Annotated in this window: 17 protein-coding genes and 1 pseudogene; 7 read left to right on the top strand and 11 right to left on the bottom strand. The window is 59.1% G+C overall.

Translation table 11 applies throughout. The features are described from left to right. The first annotated feature begins 38 nt into the window (after positions 1-38). The 3 genes from J3T92_RS08475 (at position 39) to J3T92_RS08485 (ending at position 4,327) form a co-directional block, all read left to right on the top strand. The gene (locus J3T92_RS08475) at positions 39-2,864 is read left to right on the top strand and encodes an ABC transporter ATP-binding protein/permease (protein ID WP_267401059.1); all 2,826 of its coding nucleotides are present in this window, start codon (positions 39-41) and stop codon (positions 2,862-2,864) included. A 79-nt stretch (positions 2,865-2,943) separates the two neighbouring features. Continuing rightward, positions 2,944-3,816, top strand: a complete 873-nt coding sequence (locus tag J3T92_RS08480) for a formate/nitrite transporter family protein (RefSeq protein ID WP_220236590.1) — start codon at positions 2,944-2,946, stop codon at positions 3,814-3,816. Between the two features lie 124 nt (positions 3,817-3,940). Beyond that, the gene (locus J3T92_RS08485) at positions 3,941-4,327 is read left to right on the top strand and encodes a nuclear transport factor 2 family protein (protein WP_267401060.1); all 387 of its coding nucleotides are present in this window, start codon (positions 3,941-3,943) and stop codon (positions 4,325-4,327) included. A 117-nt stretch (positions 4,328-4,444) separates the two neighbouring features. On the opposite strand, the gene J3T92_RS08490 is transcribed toward J3T92_RS08485, so the two are convergent. Next, complete coding sequence (locus tag J3T92_RS08490) at positions 4,445-5,146, bottom strand: TetR/AcrR family transcriptional regulator (RefSeq protein WP_267401061.1); 702 nt, start codon at positions 5,144-5,146, stop codon at positions 4,445-4,447. A 209-nt stretch (positions 5,147-5,355) separates the two neighbouring features. Between J3T92_RS08490 and J3T92_RS08495 the strand changes: the two genes are divergently transcribed. From J3T92_RS08495 to J3T92_RS08505, 3 genes and pseudogenes are all read left to right on the top strand, one after another. Further along, positions 5,356-6,672 carry an ABC transporter permease gene (locus J3T92_RS08495; protein ID WP_267401064.1) on the top strand — a complete coding sequence of 439 codons (1,317 nt, stop codon included), beginning with the start codon at positions 5,356-5,358 and terminating at the stop codon, positions 6,670-6,672. Continuing rightward, positions 6,669-7,124 (top strand): annotated as a pseudogene (locus J3T92_RS08500) (ATP-binding cassette domain-containing protein); the annotation flags it as partial. The gene J3T92_RS08495 and the pseudogene J3T92_RS08500, both read left to right, overlap by 4 nt. 421 nt (positions 7,125-7,545) lie before the next feature. After that, entirely contained in the window at positions 7,546-8,550 is a 1,005-nt protein-coding gene (locus J3T92_RS08505; RefSeq protein WP_267401067.1) for an ABC transporter ATP-binding protein, read from the top strand. 36 nt (positions 8,551-8,586) lie between these two features. Here the strand turns inward: J3T92_RS08505 and J3T92_RS08510 are convergent, their stop codons facing one another. Further along, a complete protein-coding gene (locus tag J3T92_RS08510) occupies positions 8,587-9,183 on the bottom strand; it encodes a gluconate:proton symporter (RefSeq protein WP_324123919.1) in 597 nt (198 codons plus the stop codon). A gap of 41 nt (positions 9,184-9,224) precedes the next feature. Here J3T92_RS08510 and J3T92_RS08515 point away from each other — a divergent pair, with 41 nt between their 5' ends. Next, positions 9,225-9,605 carry a substrate-binding domain-containing protein gene (locus J3T92_RS08515; RefSeq protein ID WP_267401085.1) on the top strand — a complete coding sequence of 127 codons (381 nt, stop codon included), beginning with the start codon at positions 9,225-9,227 and terminating at the stop codon, positions 9,603-9,605. A 248-nt stretch (positions 9,606-9,853) separates the two neighbouring features. Here J3T92_RS08515 and ptsP read toward each other — a convergent pair whose 3' ends face one another. From ptsP to J3T92_RS08560, 9 genes are all read right to left on the bottom strand, one after another. Then, positions 9,854-11,467: a phosphoenolpyruvate--protein phosphotransferase gene (ptsP, locus tag J3T92_RS08520; protein WP_267401069.1), complete on the bottom strand. Its 1,614-nt coding sequence runs from the start codon at positions 11,465-11,467 to the stop codon at positions 9,854-9,856. Then, a complete protein-coding gene (locus tag J3T92_RS08525; protein WP_267401070.1) occupies positions 11,464-11,724 on the bottom strand; it encodes an HPr family phosphocarrier protein in 261 nt (86 codons plus the stop codon). Before J3T92_RS08525 ends, ptsP begins: the two co-directional genes overlap by 4 nt. A 10-nt stretch (positions 11,725-11,734) precedes the next feature. Further along, a complete protein-coding gene (gene alsE, locus J3T92_RS08530; RefSeq protein ID WP_267401071.1) occupies positions 11,735-12,484 on the bottom strand; it encodes a D-allulose 6-phosphate 3-epimerase in 750 nt (249 codons plus the stop codon). A 26-nt stretch (positions 12,485-12,510) separates the two neighbouring features. Next, positions 12,511-13,629 carry a PTS fructose transporter subunit IIC gene (locus J3T92_RS08535; protein WP_267401072.1) on the bottom strand — a complete coding sequence of 373 codons (1,119 nt, stop codon included), beginning with the start codon at positions 13,627-13,629 and terminating at the stop codon, positions 12,511-12,513. 37 nt (positions 13,630-13,666) lie between these two features. Next, positions 13,667-13,978 (bottom strand): PTS fructose transporter subunit IIB, encoded by a 312-nt coding sequence (locus J3T92_RS08540; protein WP_267401073.1) that lies wholly within the window; start codon positions 13,976-13,978, stop codon positions 13,667-13,669. Positions 13,979-14,022: 44 nt separating this feature from the next. Then, positions 14,023-14,490 carry a PTS sugar transporter subunit IIA gene (locus J3T92_RS08545; protein ID WP_267401074.1) on the bottom strand — a complete coding sequence of 156 codons (468 nt, stop codon included), beginning with the start codon at positions 14,488-14,490 and terminating at the stop codon, positions 14,023-14,025. Further along, positions 14,487-14,927 (bottom strand): PTS sugar transporter subunit IIA, encoded by a 441-nt coding sequence (locus tag J3T92_RS08550; RefSeq protein ID WP_267401075.1) that lies wholly within the window; start codon positions 14,925-14,927, stop codon positions 14,487-14,489. The genes J3T92_RS08545 and J3T92_RS08550 overlap by 4 nt, the downstream gene beginning before the upstream one ends. Further along, positions 14,924-16,426 (bottom strand): BglG family transcription antiterminator, encoded by a 1,503-nt coding sequence (locus J3T92_RS08555; RefSeq protein ID WP_267401076.1) that lies wholly within the window; start codon positions 16,424-16,426, stop codon positions 14,924-14,926. The genes J3T92_RS08550 and J3T92_RS08555 overlap by 4 nt, the downstream gene beginning before the upstream one ends. Positions 16,427-16,745: 319 nt before the next feature. Beyond that, positions 16,746-17,027, bottom strand: a complete 282-nt coding sequence (locus J3T92_RS08560; RefSeq protein WP_267401077.1) for an NAD(P)H-binding protein — start codon at positions 17,025-17,027, stop codon at positions 16,746-16,748. Between the last annotated feature and the right edge of the window lie 293 nt (positions 17,028-17,320).

Genomic DNA, 17,320 nt, shown 5'->3' on the forward strand with positions numbered 1-17,320 from the left:
CATTGAGCCATTGAGAATCCAGAAAGCGGAGGACTACGGTGCTGCAGATCGAACACATCTCCAAACAATACAAAACAGGGGACTTCGTCCAGCAGGCCTTGAATGATGTCAGCGTCAACCTGCGCGACAACGAGTTCGTGGCCATCCTGGGCCCCTCCGGTTCCGGCAAGACCACTCTGCTCAACATCATCGGCGGGCTGGACCGCTACGACCAGGGCGACCTGATCATCAACGGCACCTCCACTAAAAAGTACAAGGACCGGGACTGGGACTCCTACCGCAACCACACTGTGGGATTCGTCTTCCAGAGCTACAACCTGATCCCTCACCAGAGCATACTGTCCAACGTGGAGCTGGCCCTGACCATCTCCGGCGTGCACCGGCAGGAGCGGCGGGAGCGGGCCAGGCAGGCCCTGGAGCAGGTGGGGCTGGGCCAGCACGTGAACAAGCGACCCAACCAGCTCTCGGGCGGGCAGATGCAGCGGGTGGCCATCGCCAGAGCCCTGGTCAACAACCCCCGCATCCTCCTGGCCGACGAACCCACCGGAGCTCTGGACTCCGAGACTTCCATCCAGATTATGGACCTGCTCAAGGAGGTGGCCCAGGACCGGCTTGTGGTCATGGTCACCCACAACCCCGAGTTGGCCCACCAGTACGCCACCAGGATCGTGGAGCTGCACGACGGCTCTGTGATCAGCGACTCCGACCCCCTGCCCGACGACCAGGTGCCCATCCGCCGGGCCCGCCACCGCACCTTCGGCAAGGCCTCCATGGGACTGCTGACCTCCCTGTCGTTGAGCTTCAACAATCTTCGAACCAAAAAGGCCCGAACTGCACTCACAGCCTTCGCTGGATCCATCGGCATCATCGGCATCGCCCTGATCTTGTCGGTGTCCACCGGAGTCAACCGCTACATCGACAGGGTGCAGCGGGAGACCATGACCTCCTACCCCATTACTATTCAGGAGCAGTCCTTCGACCTGAACAAGATAGCGGACTCTGCCCAGGAATCCCAGAAGGAGGCCGAAGCCCACAAGGATCTCAAGGCCATCCAGCCGGACGACTCCAGCATCAAGGGGGCCTCCAGCCTGACCAGCAGCATCACCCAGAACAACCTGACCAACTTCAAAAAATACTTGGATAATCCCAGGAGCGAAATCCACCAGTACGTGGGGTCCGTGGGCATCCAGTACTCCTATGCCACCAAGTTCTCGGTCTTCGAGCACGACCCGGACGGCAAGCTGGTCTCTGCGGACAAGGTGACCATGAATGGGCAGGATGCCGCCAGCTCTACCGCCAGCCAGATGGCCACGGCCAACACCGACAGCGACATGGGCGACATCCAGTCCAAACAGATGTCCTACCTGACCGGCAAGACCGAGAAGAACAAGGCCCCGGAGATCTTCGGTGAGATCATGCCAGGGGCCGATGCCAAGACCACCATCAGCAAGGTGGTGACCGACAACTACCAGGTGGTGAACGGCACCTGGCCTAAGGCCAAGGACCAGGTGGTCCTGGTGCTCGACAAGAACAACCAAATGCCCGTCACCAGCCTCTACAAGCTGGGCATCCTCCCCTCCAGCCAGTACACCGACATGATGAACAAGCTCAACAGCGGCCAGGAGGTCAAGGTCGACACCAAGCCCATCGAATACGCCAAGGCCATGGACCAGAAGCTCTCCCTGGTGCCCGCCGCGGACCAGTATGCCAAGGGGACCGACGGCCACTACCACTACATCGGCGACAGTACAGACCAGATGACCAAGGCCGCCGACCAGGGCCTGCAGCTGCGGATCGTCGGCATCGTCCGCCCCAACCAGGGGGCCAAGGCCACGCCCCTCAAAGTGGGCGTCGGGTATACCCGCCAGCTGACTGACTACCTGATCGACCAGGCCAAGACCAGCCCCATCGTCACCGACCAGGAGGCCGATCAGGGCCACAGCGTCCTCAATGGAATGGCCTTCGCCCCTGCCGACGATGCCGCCAAGGCCAACGATGCCAAGGCCTATATCGCATCTCTGGGCGTTAGCCAGAAAGCCAGCATGGCCCAGGAGATCATGAAAAGCCCAGCGGCCATGGCCGGCCAGGAGGCCCAGGGCCGGGCCGGAGCCGCTGCAAGAGCCCAAGGTTCTGCGGGCATCCCCGCGGGGGCCTCTGCCGAACAGCAGACAGCCCAGGCCTTCGACCAGTACATCGCCACCGCCCCGCAGGATGCCCTGGTCGCCATATACAACCAGTACGTCTCCACTGGCACCTACGCCGACAACCTGAGCGACTTCGGCCTGATCTCCCGGGACGCCCCCTCCCGCATCAGCATCTACACAGACAGCTTCGAGAACAAGAATTCCGTGGGTGACTCCATCAAGCATTACAACGACAAGGCCGCGAAGAAGAACAGGATCGTCTATACCGACTACGTGGGCCTGATGATGAATTCGGTCACCACCATCATCAACGTCATCACTTACGTGCTGATAGCCTTCGTCGGGGTCTCGCTGGTGGTCTCCTCCATCATGATCGGCATCATCACCTACATATCGGTTCTGGAACGGACCAAGGAGATCGGCATCCTGCGCGCCATGGGCGCCTCCAAACGGAACGTCTCCAACGTCTTCAACGCCGAGACCGGCCTCATCGGACTTCTGGCGGGCCTGCTGGGAGTGGGCATCACCCTGCTGCTGATCATTCCGGCCAACAGCATCATGCACCACTTCATGGGGACCACCGAGGTCAACGCCGCCCTGCCTGCCTCAGGCGGTATAGCTTTGGTCATTCTGAGTGTGGTTCTGACCCTGATCGGCGGTCTGATCCCCTCACGAAAGGCAGCCAAGCAGGATCCTGCCACCGCCCTGCGCACCGAGTGAGGTAGTGACACTGGCAAAGAAGTGAATTCCCGCACAGTCTGGCCTTAAGGGCGGTCCCTCTTTACTTGGGGATGCCATAATGAACCCCGTGAATGAGCAGCCCAATCAGATGACAGACCAGCAGAACAGGCAACCCCTCTTCCCCGGGCGGGCCTTCATCAGCACCGTCCTGGACGTGGTTGAGAGCAAGAAGACCATGAGCGGCGCCCTGACCGGCAAGTACATGCAGCGAGCCACCATGGCCGGCCTCTTTGTGGGTATCTTCTTCACGGCCTTCTTCGTCATCATGGGTCAGGCCGGGCAAAACCCCGCCGACCACGGCTTGATCCTGGCAGGCCGTGTTCTGGCGGCGACCACCTTCGGCTGGGCCCTGGTCCTGATCTACTACACCAACTCCGAACTGCTGACCTCCAACATGATGGTGGTCACCATAGGCGCCTATCACAAGCGCCTGGGCTGGCTGGCCTCCCTGCGGATCCTGGTCCTCTGCCTTCTGGGCAACCTGGCAGGAGCCCTGGTCGTGGCCGTGATCCTCCGTTTTTCATCTATCGTTAGCGGGCCGACCCTGGACCAGATGCTGACAGCCGCGGCGACCAAGACCGGCTACATCTCCGGCGGCCCTATGGGGTTCGCCGACCTGTTCGTACGTGGCATCCTGTGCAACTTCTGCATCAACATCGCCATGCTCATGGTCTACAACGGCAAGCTTTCCAACGACTTCACCAAGTGCATCATCATGGTCGTGGCCGTCTTCGTCTTCGCCTTCTGCGGGTTCGAGCACTCGATAGCGGATTCGGCCCTCTTCCTTATCCTGGGCGTCTTCGGGCAGGTCAATGCCTGGAAGGCGATCCTGGTGGTCCTGGTGGCCATGCTGGGCAACTACGTAGGCGGCGGCATCCTGATCGGCCTGAACTTCGCCACCATGAACGATGAGCGCCGGTTCAAGGCCTGAGACCACTTCCCGTCAGCCACTACCCACCTGCTCAACGTGATTTCGGATGTGCTTACTAGCCTGAGCGAAAACACCTATCATGAAGAAACTCGAAAGCCTATGTACAGGCAGAAAGCGGAGGTTCATGATGACCGAAAGCGAGACGACAGCCAACAAATCCCTGGTGCAGGTATTTTACGACCAGGTCTTCAGCCGAGGAGATACCAGCAACATTGACAGGTTCATGCGGGACGACTATATCCAGCACAACCCCACCTGCGCCGACGGGAAGGCAGGCTTCCTGGAATTCATCAAGGGCTTCCTGTCCTTGGGCCCGCAAATCGAGATCATCAGGCTGAACGGCGAGGACGACATGGTGTACGTCTTCTTCAAGTGCACGCTGAAGAACGGCCATGTCAACAAGGTCTGCGACATCTACCGGCTGCAGGACGGCCAGCTGGCTGAGCACTGGGACGTCATCGAGCACAATGTAGAAGGCATACAATCCCGGAACGGAAACGGCCTGTTCTGACAGATACGTTGATCGGCCTGCATCCTCCCGGCAATCAGGCGCCTTCAACCGAAGATGTCCCGGAGGTTCCGCTGCCATCTGGCCGCGAGACCTGCGGACCTGTTCCTTGGCGCGAACTCACCAGCACAGGTCGGCGTAGAGATATCGATCCAGCGTGGGACCGATGATACGAGCCAGCGCACCAGGCGACATCGAAGCCAAGGGCTCCACCCGGAAAACATCGCGGGCTATTATTAAACCAAGCATCTGCGACCCCACCAGTACCATGCGTTTTTCGATCCTGTCGGTTTTGATGGCTTTGAGCCGGTCACTGGTCAGCTCCCCTCGTACGAGGGCGACCATCAGGTCTCGGGCGTGGTCGTCCCGGCCCGCATTGCGCACGAGCGAAAGGTAGGCCTCGCCAGGTTCGGTCGTTTCCATGAACTTCAGAAAGGCCCTTATCAAGGTAACGCCCAAGGAGCCATCTACGGAGGACGCACGCTTGGCGTCCTGCTGAATGAACAGGTCGAGGAGATGGCTATCCCCGATGATCTGCTGTGCCGCCTTGGTGAAGAGCTCGTCCTTACCGCCGAAATAGTAGTGGATGAGCTTGGGGTCGCAGCCTGCACGGCGGGCAATGGCCCGCAGGGTTACCTTGTCGAAGCCCTGACGCGAAAACTCATATCTCGCCGCCGAGAGGATATCATCATAGGTTGTTGACGCCCTCTTTCCTCCAGGTCGGCCACGTCGGTGACGCAGAGATGTTGCGGAAACCTCAACCTCATGAGATTCCGAAGCTTCTTTCCGGCTGATTCCCTCACGAGCTGATTTCTCTGCCATTCCGATCGCTTCTCCTTATTGGGTATCACCGCACCCGGTCAGTCTATCAAGAAAAAACAATATTCACCGCTTGATGAATATAGTGCTATGATTTTATTCGCCAACCAAGGAATTAATAGCTTCGTCATGATTCCCTGTGCAACGGTCAGACCGGGGTCGGCTTCCCGGCGTATGGCCGCTCGCTTGATTCACCAATAAGGAGGTGCACCGTGAAGGCGCTGATCATCAAGGAATTCAGAGAGCTGATGCGCGACAAGCGCACGGTTGCCATGCTGATAGCCATGCCCATCCTGCTCCTGTTCATCTTCGGATACGCCGCCAATTTCTCAGTCGACAGGATCTCCGTTGCCGTCATCGGCGACGGGGCTCAATCCGTGTCCGAGAAGGTCAAGGGTTTTGACGCCGCCAAGGACGGCATGGATATCGTCACCGTGGATCCGACGCAGCACGGCGAAAAGGATGCCACAAGCCTGCTCCGAGACAGGAAGGTCGATGCCGTCATCGTCGTCAGGGAGGACCAGCAGGACCAGGGCAAGGATCTGCTTTCCAACCGGACCAAGGTGTATCTTGATGGTTCCGGCCTCTTCGCTGCACAGTCCGCCAAACGAACTTTCCTCCAGCTGAACGCCGAGGAGGCCAAGGACCAGATAGCCGCCACCAGATCGCAGGCCGTGGAATCCCGCAAGGCTGCGGCCCAGCAGGAGAAGCAGGGCCTGCAGGACTATCTGAGACAGATGCAGAATTACCAGAGCCAGGCACAGGCCGCTACGACTCAGGGCCAACCCGCCCCGCCTATGCCTGCCCCACCGCAGTTGGATCCGGTTCAGGTACCGGAAGCCGACCTGCCCGACCCGGCAAGTGCAACCGAGACGGGAGAGGACAACGTGACCGTCCTCTTCAACCCGGACCTGAAGACCTCCTTCGTTATGATTCCCGGACTGATTGGCCTGATCATGACCCTGATCGGCACCATGATCACCAGCATCGGCCTGGTCCGCGAGCGCGAGCAGGGCACCTTGGAACAGCTGGCGGTCATGCCTCTGAAGCCCGGAGCGGTCATCATCGGCAAGATCGCCCCCTACCTGCTTCTGGCCCTGATCGACATGGCCATCATCACGCTGATTGGCATGGCCGTTTTCGACCTGCCCTTCCGAGGTGATATCTGGGTCTTCCTGCTAGGGACCTTACTCTTCCTTTTTGTGGTCCTGGGACTGGGCATCTTCATCTCAACCGTGTCACAGAACTCAGGTCAGGCCGTACAGATGGCCATGATGCTGGTCATGCCGCAGATGCTGCTGAGTGGCATCATCTTCCCCCTGGAGTCCATGGCCGCCTCGGTGCGCTGGATCGGCTACCTCCTGCCACTCACCTGGTTCAACGAACTGGCCCAGGGCACCATGCTGCGCGGTGCCTCCTGGGGATCCCTCTGGCTTCCACTGGTCATCCTGGCTGGTGAGGCCGCCGTCATCTTCTCAGCCGCCACTCTGCGGCTGCGCAATGTACTGACCCATGGGGGTGCACGATGAACCGTGAGCCTGTAACCCTTGACAAGGCCAGGGTCTCCTACGGGGTCATCCATGCCCTCCAGGGATTCTCCGGGAGCTTCCTCCCCGGCCAGGTAACGGCATTGACCGGTGGGGACGGGGCAGGCAAATCCACCCTGCTCAAGCTGCTGGCCGGACGGGCCCCTTTGCAATCAGGAAGCGTCCACGGCCTGCCCGACAAGAAGGACATAGGGTATCAGCCTGCGGATTCGGGCGTCTGGCGCGACATGTCGGTCATCGAGAACATGCGTTTCATCGCCTCGGCCTATCGGATGGATTCCAGCCTGGCTCGGAACAGGATAGAAGGCCTCCTGGCCGACGCCGGCCTCACCTATGCCCGAGATACGACGGGACGGAACCTGTCCGGAGGAATGCGTCAGAAGCTCGGCTTCATCATGGCCGCCCTGCATGAGCCCGACCTCCTGCTCCTGGATGAGCCGACGACCGGGGTCGACCCCGCCAGCCGCGAAGGAATCTGGACCCTGATCTCGGCCCAGGCGGCGGATGGAAAGACGGTGGTCTTCGCCACCACCTATCTGGACGAGGCCGAACGGTGCGCCAGCCTTTATCTGATGAACGACGGCAAGGTTCTTGCCCAAGGCAGGGCCGAGGACATCTGTGCCAAGGCCCCCGGCAGACTCTGGCAGGCCCCGGCTTCGGTCGGGAAGCAAATGACCCGGGATTCGTTCTTCGGATCCAGTCTCCAGGACAGGCCCGCCCCCTCGGCCTTCCACAACTGGCGCAGGGCCGATACGGCTCTGGCCTGGACCGCAGCAGGTGATGAGAGGACCCCGGAAGGGTTCACTAGGACCGGTTTCGACTTGGAAAACGCCAGCATCGCCTATCTGCTCCAGGATGACCAGGGCGGACTGCCGATCAAACCCCCGGGCCGCGGCACCGAATGTGGACACCGCCAATCACCCCCAGCCAGGCGGGGAACCTGGCGAACCTGGTGGAAAAGGTCCAGGAAACACCACGGATCGGGTACTGATCCAGGCCACGGACGTAGTCAAGCAGTTCGGATCCTTCACAGCCCTGAACGATGTCTCCCTCCAAGTCAAGCCCGGTCAGATCATCGGTCTGATCGGTGGGAATGGTGCGGGCAAAACCACGCTCATGCGCATTCTCCTGGGGCTGGAACAGGCCAACCAGGGATCCACCCTCCTGCTTGGCGGGCCCCCTTCCTTGGAATCACGCAGACGAATCGGCTACGTTCCCCAAGGCATGGGGCTCTACCCCACCCTCACGGCATGGCAGAACGCACAGTTCACAGCTGACGTTTACGGCACAAGCCCACAGGGATGGACCGCCAAGTACGCCCGCTCCCTGGGCCGGACGCCGGTGGGCAATCTGCCCCTGGGTGCCCAACGGCTGCTTGCCTACACCCTGGCCGCCGGCCATGACACGGACCTGCTCATCCTGGACGAGCCAACCTCAGGGATGGATCCCGTCTCCCGCATGAGGCTCTGGCGTGAACTCCACCGGAAGGCCGATCAGGGCGTAGGTGTCCTGGTCACCACCCATTACATGGCCGAAGCCAGCCAATGCGACCAATGCATGGTCTTGGCACATGGCCAGGTCCAGGCGAGGGGCGACGTGGAGCAGATTGTCGGCGGCCACCACTCCCTGGTCATCAAGACGGAGGAATGGGAGCAGGCGCTGAAGCTTCTGACCGCAGCAGGCCTGCCTGTCTCCATGGACGGACGCACTCTCCGCGCCATCGACGCTGACGAAAACAGAGTGAAGGAGGTCCTGAAACCTCTCGGGACCGCCTATGAACTGACCAGGTCGCCGGCCCGGCTGGATGAGATCCTCACACTCACCTCCCAGCCGGCACAGGACCAGTCCCTCAGGGGATGATCCGATCCTGTGCCATACAGAGGCACTGGCTTCCGTTCAGACCACCAGCGAGAGCAAAAGGACGGAAGCCAGACCTGTCACGGAAAGGACCGTGGTCACCGAGGTCCATGACATGAAGGTCTCCTTGAGACTGAGACCGAAGTACTCCTTGATCATCCAGAAGCCCGCATCGTTAACATGATCAGCCACAACCGAACCGGCGCCCACGGCCAGAACTATCAGTGCCGGGTTGACCGGCGACATGGCCATCAGGGGTGCCACAAGGCCTGCGGCGGTCAGGGACGCGACGGTTGCGGAACCCAGGCAGACCCTGAGAACCGCCGCCACCAACCAGGCGGCAATCAGGGGAGGCATGTTGATGTTGGCGAACATGGTGGATATGTAATCGGATATGCCTCCATCTACCAGGACCTGCTTGAAGGCACCACCGCCACCGATGATAAGGAGCATCATGGCGATCTGCTTGACGGATTCAGCCATCGAACCCGCGATTTCAGGCATCCGCTTGCCACGCGCATATCCCATAGACCAGATGGCGAAGCAGAGGGAGAGCAGCATGGCAATATCCGGGGCTCCGATGAAAGCTACAACCCTGCCTACCAGGGTGGCCTTGGGCAGGACGAAGGAGCAGATTCACCAGGGCCGCCCAGGCACTCAAGAAGCGGGCGGTCCGCATCGAAGTTGGCGATCACGATGCAAACTGGCTCGACGATAGACTGTGCAATGAGATCGGTGGGTCCGCACAGAAGGCCGGATCCCGAACCCTGCTGGTATCACTGATGGGGCCACTCCTCTTCCAGACGCTGACATCCCTGAAGCGGCTGAAACTGAACTTCCCCGATGACCTCGGCCTGGTCAGTTTCGACGACTGGGAGTGGTCCCAATATGTGCAGAAAAACATTTACCTGCTGGAACAGGACCCGACGGCACTGGGCGAGCAGGCCGCGTCCAACCTCTGCCGGCAGATGGAGGCAGCCGCCGAGAATCAGGACCCCTACCAAGCCAGTAGGAGCCTTGTCCTACCCGTCAGTGATGTACCCGCATCATCGATTTGACGAACCGAGAATGGTTGGCCCTTACTCTCACCGTGCATCCGGCGGGAAACGCCACATCAATCAGACGCATAACCGTCTGGACGAATCTGACCCGACGACAGCCCCTTGGTTTCATGAATCATTGCGAATGCACGAAATCCGGACTGACAACCGTTTGCCGAATATGAGAATGGGGACCTCCGTCAAGAAGTCCCCATTGGGATCTGATTCGAATCAGGGGTTTCCGGCTCTCAATCCGAATATCGCAATCAGCGGGAGCGAATAGCCTCCCTGACCGGCAGGACGCTTGTCGGAGATACCGAAAGTTCGTCCAGACCGTCATCCAGGAAGGTCTTGGTCAGAGCCCGATCAGCACCCAGCTCACCACATATGCCACACCAGATGCCGGCACGGTGGGCCGCGTCCACGGTCATGTGAATCATGCGCAGAACCGCCGGCGAGTGCGGGTCGGCGAACTGCCCGAGATTTGGATTCTGTCGGTCGCATGCCAGGGTGTATTGGGTCAGATCGTTGGTCCCGATGGAGAAGAAGTCCACCTTCCGGGCCAACTCGGGAGCCATGATGACCGAGGCCGGGGTCTCGATCATGATACCCACCTGGATATCCTCTCTGAAGTCCACACCCTTACCACGCAACTCACTCTTGACCTGATCAATGATGACCCTGGCCTGGTCGACCTCAGTGGTGGAGGTGATCATGGGGAGCATGATCGCGATGTTACCGAAGGCGGAAGCCCGCAGGATGGCCCTGAGCTGCACCTTGAAGATCTCCGGCCTGGTCAGGCAGATGCGGATGGCCCGGTATCCCAGGGCAGGATTGGCCTCCTGCTCCAGACCGAAGTACCCGACCTGCTTGTCGGCACCGATATCCAAGGTGCGGATGATGACCGGCTTGTCACCCATCCGCTGGGCGACCTCCTTATAGGCCTGGAACTGGAACTCCTCAGTCGGGAAGTCATCGCTTTCCAGGTAGAGGAACTCGCTGCGGAAGAGACCGACCCCCTCGGCATCGTTGGCTTCTACCGCATCCAGGTCCGAAGGCCTCCCGATGTTTGCGTAAAGATGGACCTCCTGGCCCTCCTTGGTCCTGGTGGGCTTGCCCTTGAGTTCCTGGAGACGCTGCATGCGTTTCCGGTACTCCCGCTGCCGGGCCTCGTAGGACCCCAGGGTCTCTTTGTCGGGGTCGATCAGCACCAGGCCCTGGCTGCCATCCACAATGGCGGTCAGCCCCTGGTCCTCGGGCCTGGGACTCTGACCAAGGCCGATGACGGCCGGCAACCCCATGGTCCTGGCCAGGATGGCAGTATGCGAGTTGGCCGAGCCCTGGCTGGTGGCGAAGCCGAGCACCTGGGAGGGGTCCATCTGGGCGGTCTGGCTGGGGGCCAGGTCGGAAGCCATGATGATGGTCGCCTGGTCCTGTTGCCCTGCCTGAACCCCTGAACCCAGATTATCGATCAATCGCCGGGAGACATCCTTCACATCGGCCGCCCGGGCCTGCATATACGGAGAGTCCATGGCGGCGAACATATCAGCAAACCTCTGCGCGGTGGCATCCACCGCGAACTCGGCGTTGACCTTGTCCGACCGGATCTGCCCTTCAATCCCCTCCACATAGTCCGGATCCTTGAGCATGAGCCGGTGGGTGTCAAAGAGTTCAGCCTTGTCCTCGCCGAGCCTGGCTGCTGTATCCTCACGAAGCCTGGCCAGCTGGTCCATGGAGATCTGCTGAGCCTGGTGGAAGCGCTCAATCTCGGCCTGAGGGTCGTCAACCGTGCGACGTTCCACCTGGCCGGCTTCCTCCAGTACCTTGATGGGTCCGATGGCTATGCCGGCCGAGACGCCGGTACCTTTCAGCTTCCTCATAGATTCTCCTTGAAGAAAGCCTGGAGTTCCTGGGCTGCCTTGTCCTGGTCCGGACCATCGACAGTCACGTCAATCACATCGCCCTGCTTCGCGCCCAAGGCCATGACCGCAAAGATTCGCTTGGCGTCCGCCGTGGTGCCATTGTCATCCAAGGTGATGGCGGACTGGTACTTCTGCGCCTCCTCGACCAGCCTTCCAGCGGGCCTGGCATGCATGCCCTCAGGGTCGGAAATGATAAAGGTAAATTCTGCCGCCATGGTTTCCTCCTCAGTTCTGGCTGACGTAACAACCGTTGTCGAACCGGTAGCCCGTGGATTCCTCATATTCGCGGACCATCTGATCCCAGGAATCCTCAATCCGGTCAGTCAGGCCGAACAGGCCGGAGCGACCGATTACATAGATGTCCGGATCAGCATCCGAAATCAGCTTCCAATGCGCCAGGTTGGTGGACCCGTCCATCTCGATCTGGTAACCGTAGCCATGCTCGTCTCGCATCTTGCGCAACTGGACGATCTTGCCCAGGCAGACGGACAGGAAGCGCTGCCCGGCGAACCCCGGATCGATGGTCATAATGGTGACCTTGTCCAGCAGGTCGATATAGGGCATGATGGTCTCAACCGGTGTCTCCGGGTTGAGCACCATGCCGGCCTTGAGACCGGCATCGTGGATCTGGTCGATCAACCGGAACGCCACCCCGTTGGAGACCTCGACCGGAATGCAGATCATCTCGCACTTGATATCAATCAGCTGCTGGACCCAGAAGGGGGCATCGGTCACCATCAGATGAGCCGACATGGGCAGATCGGAGATCTTGCGCGTCTGCTCAATGAACCACGGTGACAAGGTGATGTTGGGCACGAAGTGACCATCCATGATGTCGATGTGATAGAGGTTGACCCTGCTGTTCAGGAAGCCGATCTGCTCCCTGAACTGATCCAGATCCATGGTCATCAGCGAGGGGGCCAGTTGAATCCGCCGCGAACGCGTTGCCAGTGCCTGTGTACTTGTTGCTGTCATTATGGATTGCATTTCCTTTGATTGATTCATATTACCTGGATATCGTCCAGGTTCAGATCCTCTTCATCCTCGGCTCCGGCAGCCACGGGCTCATCGGCACCTTCGGGGATGTTCTTCTTGATCAGGGCGTAGACGATACCGGTCACCAGAATGTTGGCGGCGATGGCCAGGAGGCCGACCCACCACTTGGCACCCATGGTCGGCAGCATCAGGAAGCCGCCGAAGGGGACGGTTGCACCCTTGCCGTCGGAGAGGGACATGAGGATGGCCCCCTCGCACATGCCACCAAGACCGGCGGCCACGATGCCCCTGACCAGGTCATTCATGACGATGGGGATCGAACCTTCGACAATGTTGACCGCGCCCATGGGCACGGCCGACTTCAAGGTCTCGACTTCTTCATGGGTGTAGATCCGCTTGCGCAGGAGCTTGGCCACCAGGTAGGCGAAACCGAAGCCGATGGGGGTTGCGGTGTTGGTCAACTGGAGGGCGGTGACGGGGCCGTTGATGCCCTGGGCCTGGAGGGTCAGGGCGAAGGCGAAGGCCGTCTTGTTGATGGGACCGCCGAAATCGACGATGCTGAGCGCACCCAGGACGCCACCGAAGATCAGGTTGGAGGTGCCATTCATGCTGGTCAGCAGGTTGGTCAGCCAGGTGGTGAACCAGGCCACGGGGGTACCGACAATATAGACCATGATCAGGCCGCTCAGAAGGGATGCCAGGAAGGGCACGATCAGGGTGGGCATGAGTCCCTTGGCCCAGCTCGGCACCTTGACATACCTGAGTACGGCAAAGGCCAGCCAGCCTCCGATGTATCCACCGATAATGCCTCCGATGAAACCGGCACTGATGGCCACTGCCGCCAGGCCGGTCACGAAGCCGGGCGCGATGCCGGGCTTGCCAGCAATTGAAAAGGCGATGCCGATGGCGATGATGACGGGCAGAAGGCCCAGAGCCTTGCCGCCCAGTGTGGCCAGCGCCTGGAAGAGGTCGAACTTCCCCATGACCAGACTGTCCTGGGCCTTGCCGCCGAATGCCATACCGATGGCGATGATGAAGCCGGCACCACATACAATCGGAATCATGTAGGAAATGGCCGTCAGGAGGTGGCCCTTGAAGTTGGCCTTCTTCATAAATTGTTTCATGATGACTTCCTTGTCCGCATGGTTGCGTCCGCTTGGTTTACTTTCCGCTGATTTCGTGAAGCTTGGCGATGAGCTTGTTGGGGGACTTGATGGCGGTTTCCGTGGAGACCTTGACCACTTTCTTCCCCTTGAAACGCTCCTCGTCGGCGATCTTGATATCGATGGCCAGGATGACCACATCCGCCTGCTTGATGTCTTCCGCCGTCAAAGCATTCTCGATACCGATGGTGCCCTGGGTTTCAATCTTGATGTCATCACCCGCGGCCTTGGCTGCATCCTCCAGCTTCTGCTGGGCCAGATACGTGTGTGCAATGCCGATGGTGCATGCAGTCACCCCAACGATCTTCATAATTGATTACTCCTTCTTTCTTCTTTTTCCGTATTGACAATGCTTCATTTGGTCAGGGCCGCTACGACCTGGTCCTTACTGGTCGCCTGGAGAAGATCACGGACAACATCGGCCTTGGCAAGTTTGCGTGCGAATTCAGAAAGCAGTTGAAGGTGCCGTTTGGAACCCTCGTCATCAGCACCGACAGCAAAGAGGACCACCACCTTGGCACCGGTATCATCCAACGATTCCCACTCGATCTCGTGATCGAGTATGGCGATGGCGACCCCGTTCCTCTTCACCGTGTCACTCCTGCCATGAGGTATGGCCACGTGCTCGCCGATACCCGTGGCACCCTGGGCTTCGCGCTCATGGATGGCCTTGAGGAACTCATCCACCGAATCTATGTATCCGGCATCATGCAGTCGCTGAGCCAGTTCCGCGAATACCTCTTCCTTGGTATCGGCCTTGAGTCCGGTGACCACTGTCCGTGCATCGATCGCCTCACTGAGTGATGCTGAATCCACAATCATTTCCCTTCTGTCAGTAATATCTGCTGAACATCTGTATCCGCGCCCGACTGAAGCACATTCATGAAGGCCTCATCGGCCATGCGCCGGTAAAGCATCCGCAATCTCACCAGGTCCCTGCCATCGGGCTTCTCCGGCAGGAGAGTGACCAGAATCCGGTCCACGTCATGCCTGCCGTCCCAGTTCAGGATTGGGTCGCACAATTTGATATAGAAAATGAGGCATTCGCTGATCTCGGATAACTGCGCATGGGGGTTGGCCAGATTGGCTCCGACCAAGGTGCTGCCTGCGGCTTCACGGTCCACCAGCCGCTCACGAAGACGGCCCGGCTTCTTGACCAATCCCAGATCGGACAGGTAGCCAATCACCCAATCAAAGAATTCGAAAGCACCGACTGATGCCTTGCCCAGATCTGGCTCCCATTCCATAATCGTTCTCATCGATCAGCCTCCCCACTGCGAACCTGATCGGCCATACGCTCAAGCCGTTCCTGATCCTCGATGGTCAGCATGGCGCTGACAACCAGCGTGGGCATGGTCAGGCTCTCGGGAAGACCGACAGTCGAGACCACCAGGCCGATTTCATGATGCATGTCCAGCACAGCGTCGATGTCCTTGATCGCTACCGTTTCCACGATGTTCAGGTCGGAGAACCGGCGTTCGATCTTGGAACGGAGCAGCTGTGCCGTGCCTAGACCTGTGGTGCAGACCAGCAGGATATTGACAGGCGTGCGCAGGTTCTCGACTGCCTGCGCAAAATAGACCGTGATGAACCCGACCTCCTCCCCGTCGATGTGGTTAAGGCCAAAACGTTCCTCCAACCGTTTCGTGGCATCCTGAACCGTCCGGAAAAGGTGGGGGTACTCCAGGCGAATCTGCTCCAACAGGTTGTTGTTGACCTTGATCTTGTTCTGCAGCCGATTCAGGAGGGGCTTCATGTGCTTGGCCAGACCGGAGAACAACTCTCGGCTATCGATATCCCTATAGCGGGGATCCAGCGCCACCTGTTCGATCAGATACTGGGTAGCCGAGCGCACCTCTTCAGGAATCTTGGCCGGGGTCGACAGGCCGCCTTCGATCCTTGAGGAGGTCAGATACTGGTAGAGGTAGTAGATCTCGGCATCTGGAAGGTCGGCATCCAGGTACATCTTGACATTATCAATCACGGACCGGCACACGTCCATGACCTTGGAATGCTCCTCCGGCCCTCCGTAACCCTCCGGACAGGACGTGTCCTCCATCAGGGAACCCACCCTGCGAAAGCGTTCTATGAGTATGTACAGGTGGGTGAAGATGTTAACCCGGTAAGGGTAGGGAATCTCCGCATGGATCAGCTCCTCGATCAGATCGAGTTGCTTGTTGACGAAGGCGGCATCGCGCTGCTCTATGCTCTGGTTTGGCTGCATGAATTGATGGTTTGCCAGGTCGCCCTCATTGACGAAAAGGCTGCTGATGGCCCGCCGGATATCCGCTTCGGCACCCTCGACCCAGACATACCCGCTGACTCGTTCCAGGGACAGACGAAACCTGCCCAGTATCAGGCGCAGCGAGCGCAAGTCGGTGGACATGGAGGAGTCGCCGATATAGTACTTCCCCCACAGCTCGCTCATCCGATACTTCTGTGGTGCCGTGATCAACAGACGCTTGACGATTTCATCGCGACGTTCAATGGATGAAAGATGGCTGACATCAATGTTGGCGTCGCCTAAGGCACATCCTACGTCACCAAGGGAAACGGCGTCCGGATTGCGCAACCGGTACCCACGACCGCGCTTGGCCTCGATAAGTCCATGCTGACCGCTTTGCTGATTAATCTGTCTGACGGCCCGGGAAATGGTCTTGGTCGATACTTTGAGAGCAGACGAGAGCTCCGATCCACGAACAAAATCGCGACGATTGAGCAAATACCCAATCAGCGACTTCTTGAATCCGGTCTCCATCGCCCAACCTCCTTTACAAGAAAGAGTAAGTTGATTGAGGTCCACCGAGACTGGTGTGTATTGTTGTCTTAAGTCCGTTGATAGGGGACGTATGAATGCAGGCCGCTCCACCTGCTGTCTCATTAATCAGAACCGGTATGAGCGATACCACTTCTGAATTTCCATTCCGTGTTTCGGCAGGATGCCGATCACACTTACTACTACTGTCTGTCCGCCCCGGTCAACCACCGAAGACCGGCTTGACTCTGGTCTCGCTATCTACGAATCAGAAAACACCTGGGCGGACAACAACCATGTACTTACACTACTCACTACTCAATCATGCTCCGTCAATCAGGGCTTCCCTGATCGGCGTGTCACCGCACAGGATGTTGCAAGCATGGCCAATGCTCTGCCTGGTATCGATACAATCCACCAGGCACCTGGCCACATCATGAATCGGCATCTTTCCAGACCCCGAGTGGGAGAACTCAATATGCCCCGTACCCTCATCTTCGGTCAGGCTGCCTGGCTCGATAAGCGTGTAGTCCAAGCCTGAATGAATGAGATGCTGGTCGGCCATGTTCTTGGCCGCATAGTAATCACCCAAAGTTCTGATCATCGGCTCGACACCGGGATCCTCCTATCAGTTCGCATCAGCTGCCTCATCAAAATGAGCAGACCACTTTATCTGATTGAATCGAACAAACCATCATCTGGCAACGTGCCCAAGCTTGGGCTCCATTCAGTGGCGTGTTTGTGCTGATGCGCGTAAAAAGAAAGGACCCGTGCAGGAGTGTGCCTGCATGGGTCCTTCAATATCCGTGTGATGGCGGCGGTGTGCTACTCTCCCACACTCTTCCGGGTGCAGTACCATTGCCGTGCTGGGTCTTAGCTTCCGGGTTCGGAATGGGA

Origin of the sequence: Bifidobacterium sp. B4081, from assembly GCF_026537335.1 — a bacterium.
Taxonomy (GTDB): domain Bacteria; phylum Actinomycetota; class Actinomycetes; order Actinomycetales; family Bifidobacteriaceae; genus Bombiscardovia.

Excerpts from the sequence above, each read along its gene's own strand:
- J3T92_RS08480 (WP_220236590.1), top strand. The coding sequence starts at position 2,944 with ATGAACCCCGTGAATGAGCAGCCCAATCAGATGACAGACCAGCAGAAC.
- J3T92_RS08545 (WP_267401074.1), bottom strand. The coding sequence starts at position 14,490 with ATGATTGTGGATTCAGCATCACTCAGTGAGGCGATCGATGCACGGACA.
- J3T92_RS08505 (WP_267401067.1), top strand. The coding sequence starts at position 7,546 with ATGACCAGGGCGGACTGCCGATCAAACCCCCGGGCCGCGGCACCGAAT.
- J3T92_RS08540 (WP_267401073.1), bottom strand. The coding sequence starts at position 13,978 with ATGAAGATCGTTGGGGTGACTGCATGCACCATCGGCATTGCACACACG.
- J3T92_RS08490 (WP_267401061.1), bottom strand. The coding sequence starts at position 5,146 with ATGGCAGAGAAATCAGCTCGTGAGGGAATCAGCCGGAAAGAAGCTTCG.
- J3T92_RS08485 (WP_267401060.1), top strand. The coding sequence starts at position 3,941 with ATGATGACCGAAAGCGAGACGACAGCCAACAAATCCCTGGTGCAGGTA.
- alsE (WP_267401071.1), bottom strand. The coding sequence starts at position 12,484 with ATGACAGCAACAAGTACACAGGCACTGGCAACGCGTTCGCGGCGGATT.
- ptsP (WP_267401069.1), bottom strand. The coding sequence starts at position 11,467 with ATGAGGAAGCTGAAAGGTACCGGCGTCTCGGCCGGCATAGCCATCGGA.
- J3T92_RS08525 (WP_267401070.1), bottom strand. The coding sequence starts at position 11,724 with ATGGCGGCAGAATTTACCTTTATCATTTCCGACCCTGAGGGCATGCAT.
- J3T92_RS08550 (WP_267401075.1), bottom strand. The coding sequence starts at position 14,927 with ATGAGAACGATTATGGAATGGGAGCCAGATCTGGGCAAGGCATCAGTC.
- J3T92_RS08535 (WP_267401072.1), bottom strand. The coding sequence starts at position 13,629 with ATGAAACAATTTATGAAGAAGGCCAACTTCAAGGGCCACCTCCTGACG.
- J3T92_RS08560 (WP_267401077.1), bottom strand. The coding sequence starts at position 17,027 with ATGATCAGAACTTTGGGTGATTACTATGCGGCCAAGAACATGGCCGAC.
- J3T92_RS08555 (WP_267401076.1), bottom strand. The coding sequence starts at position 16,426 with ATGGAGACCGGATTCAAGAAGTCGCTGATTGGGTATTTGCTCAATCGT.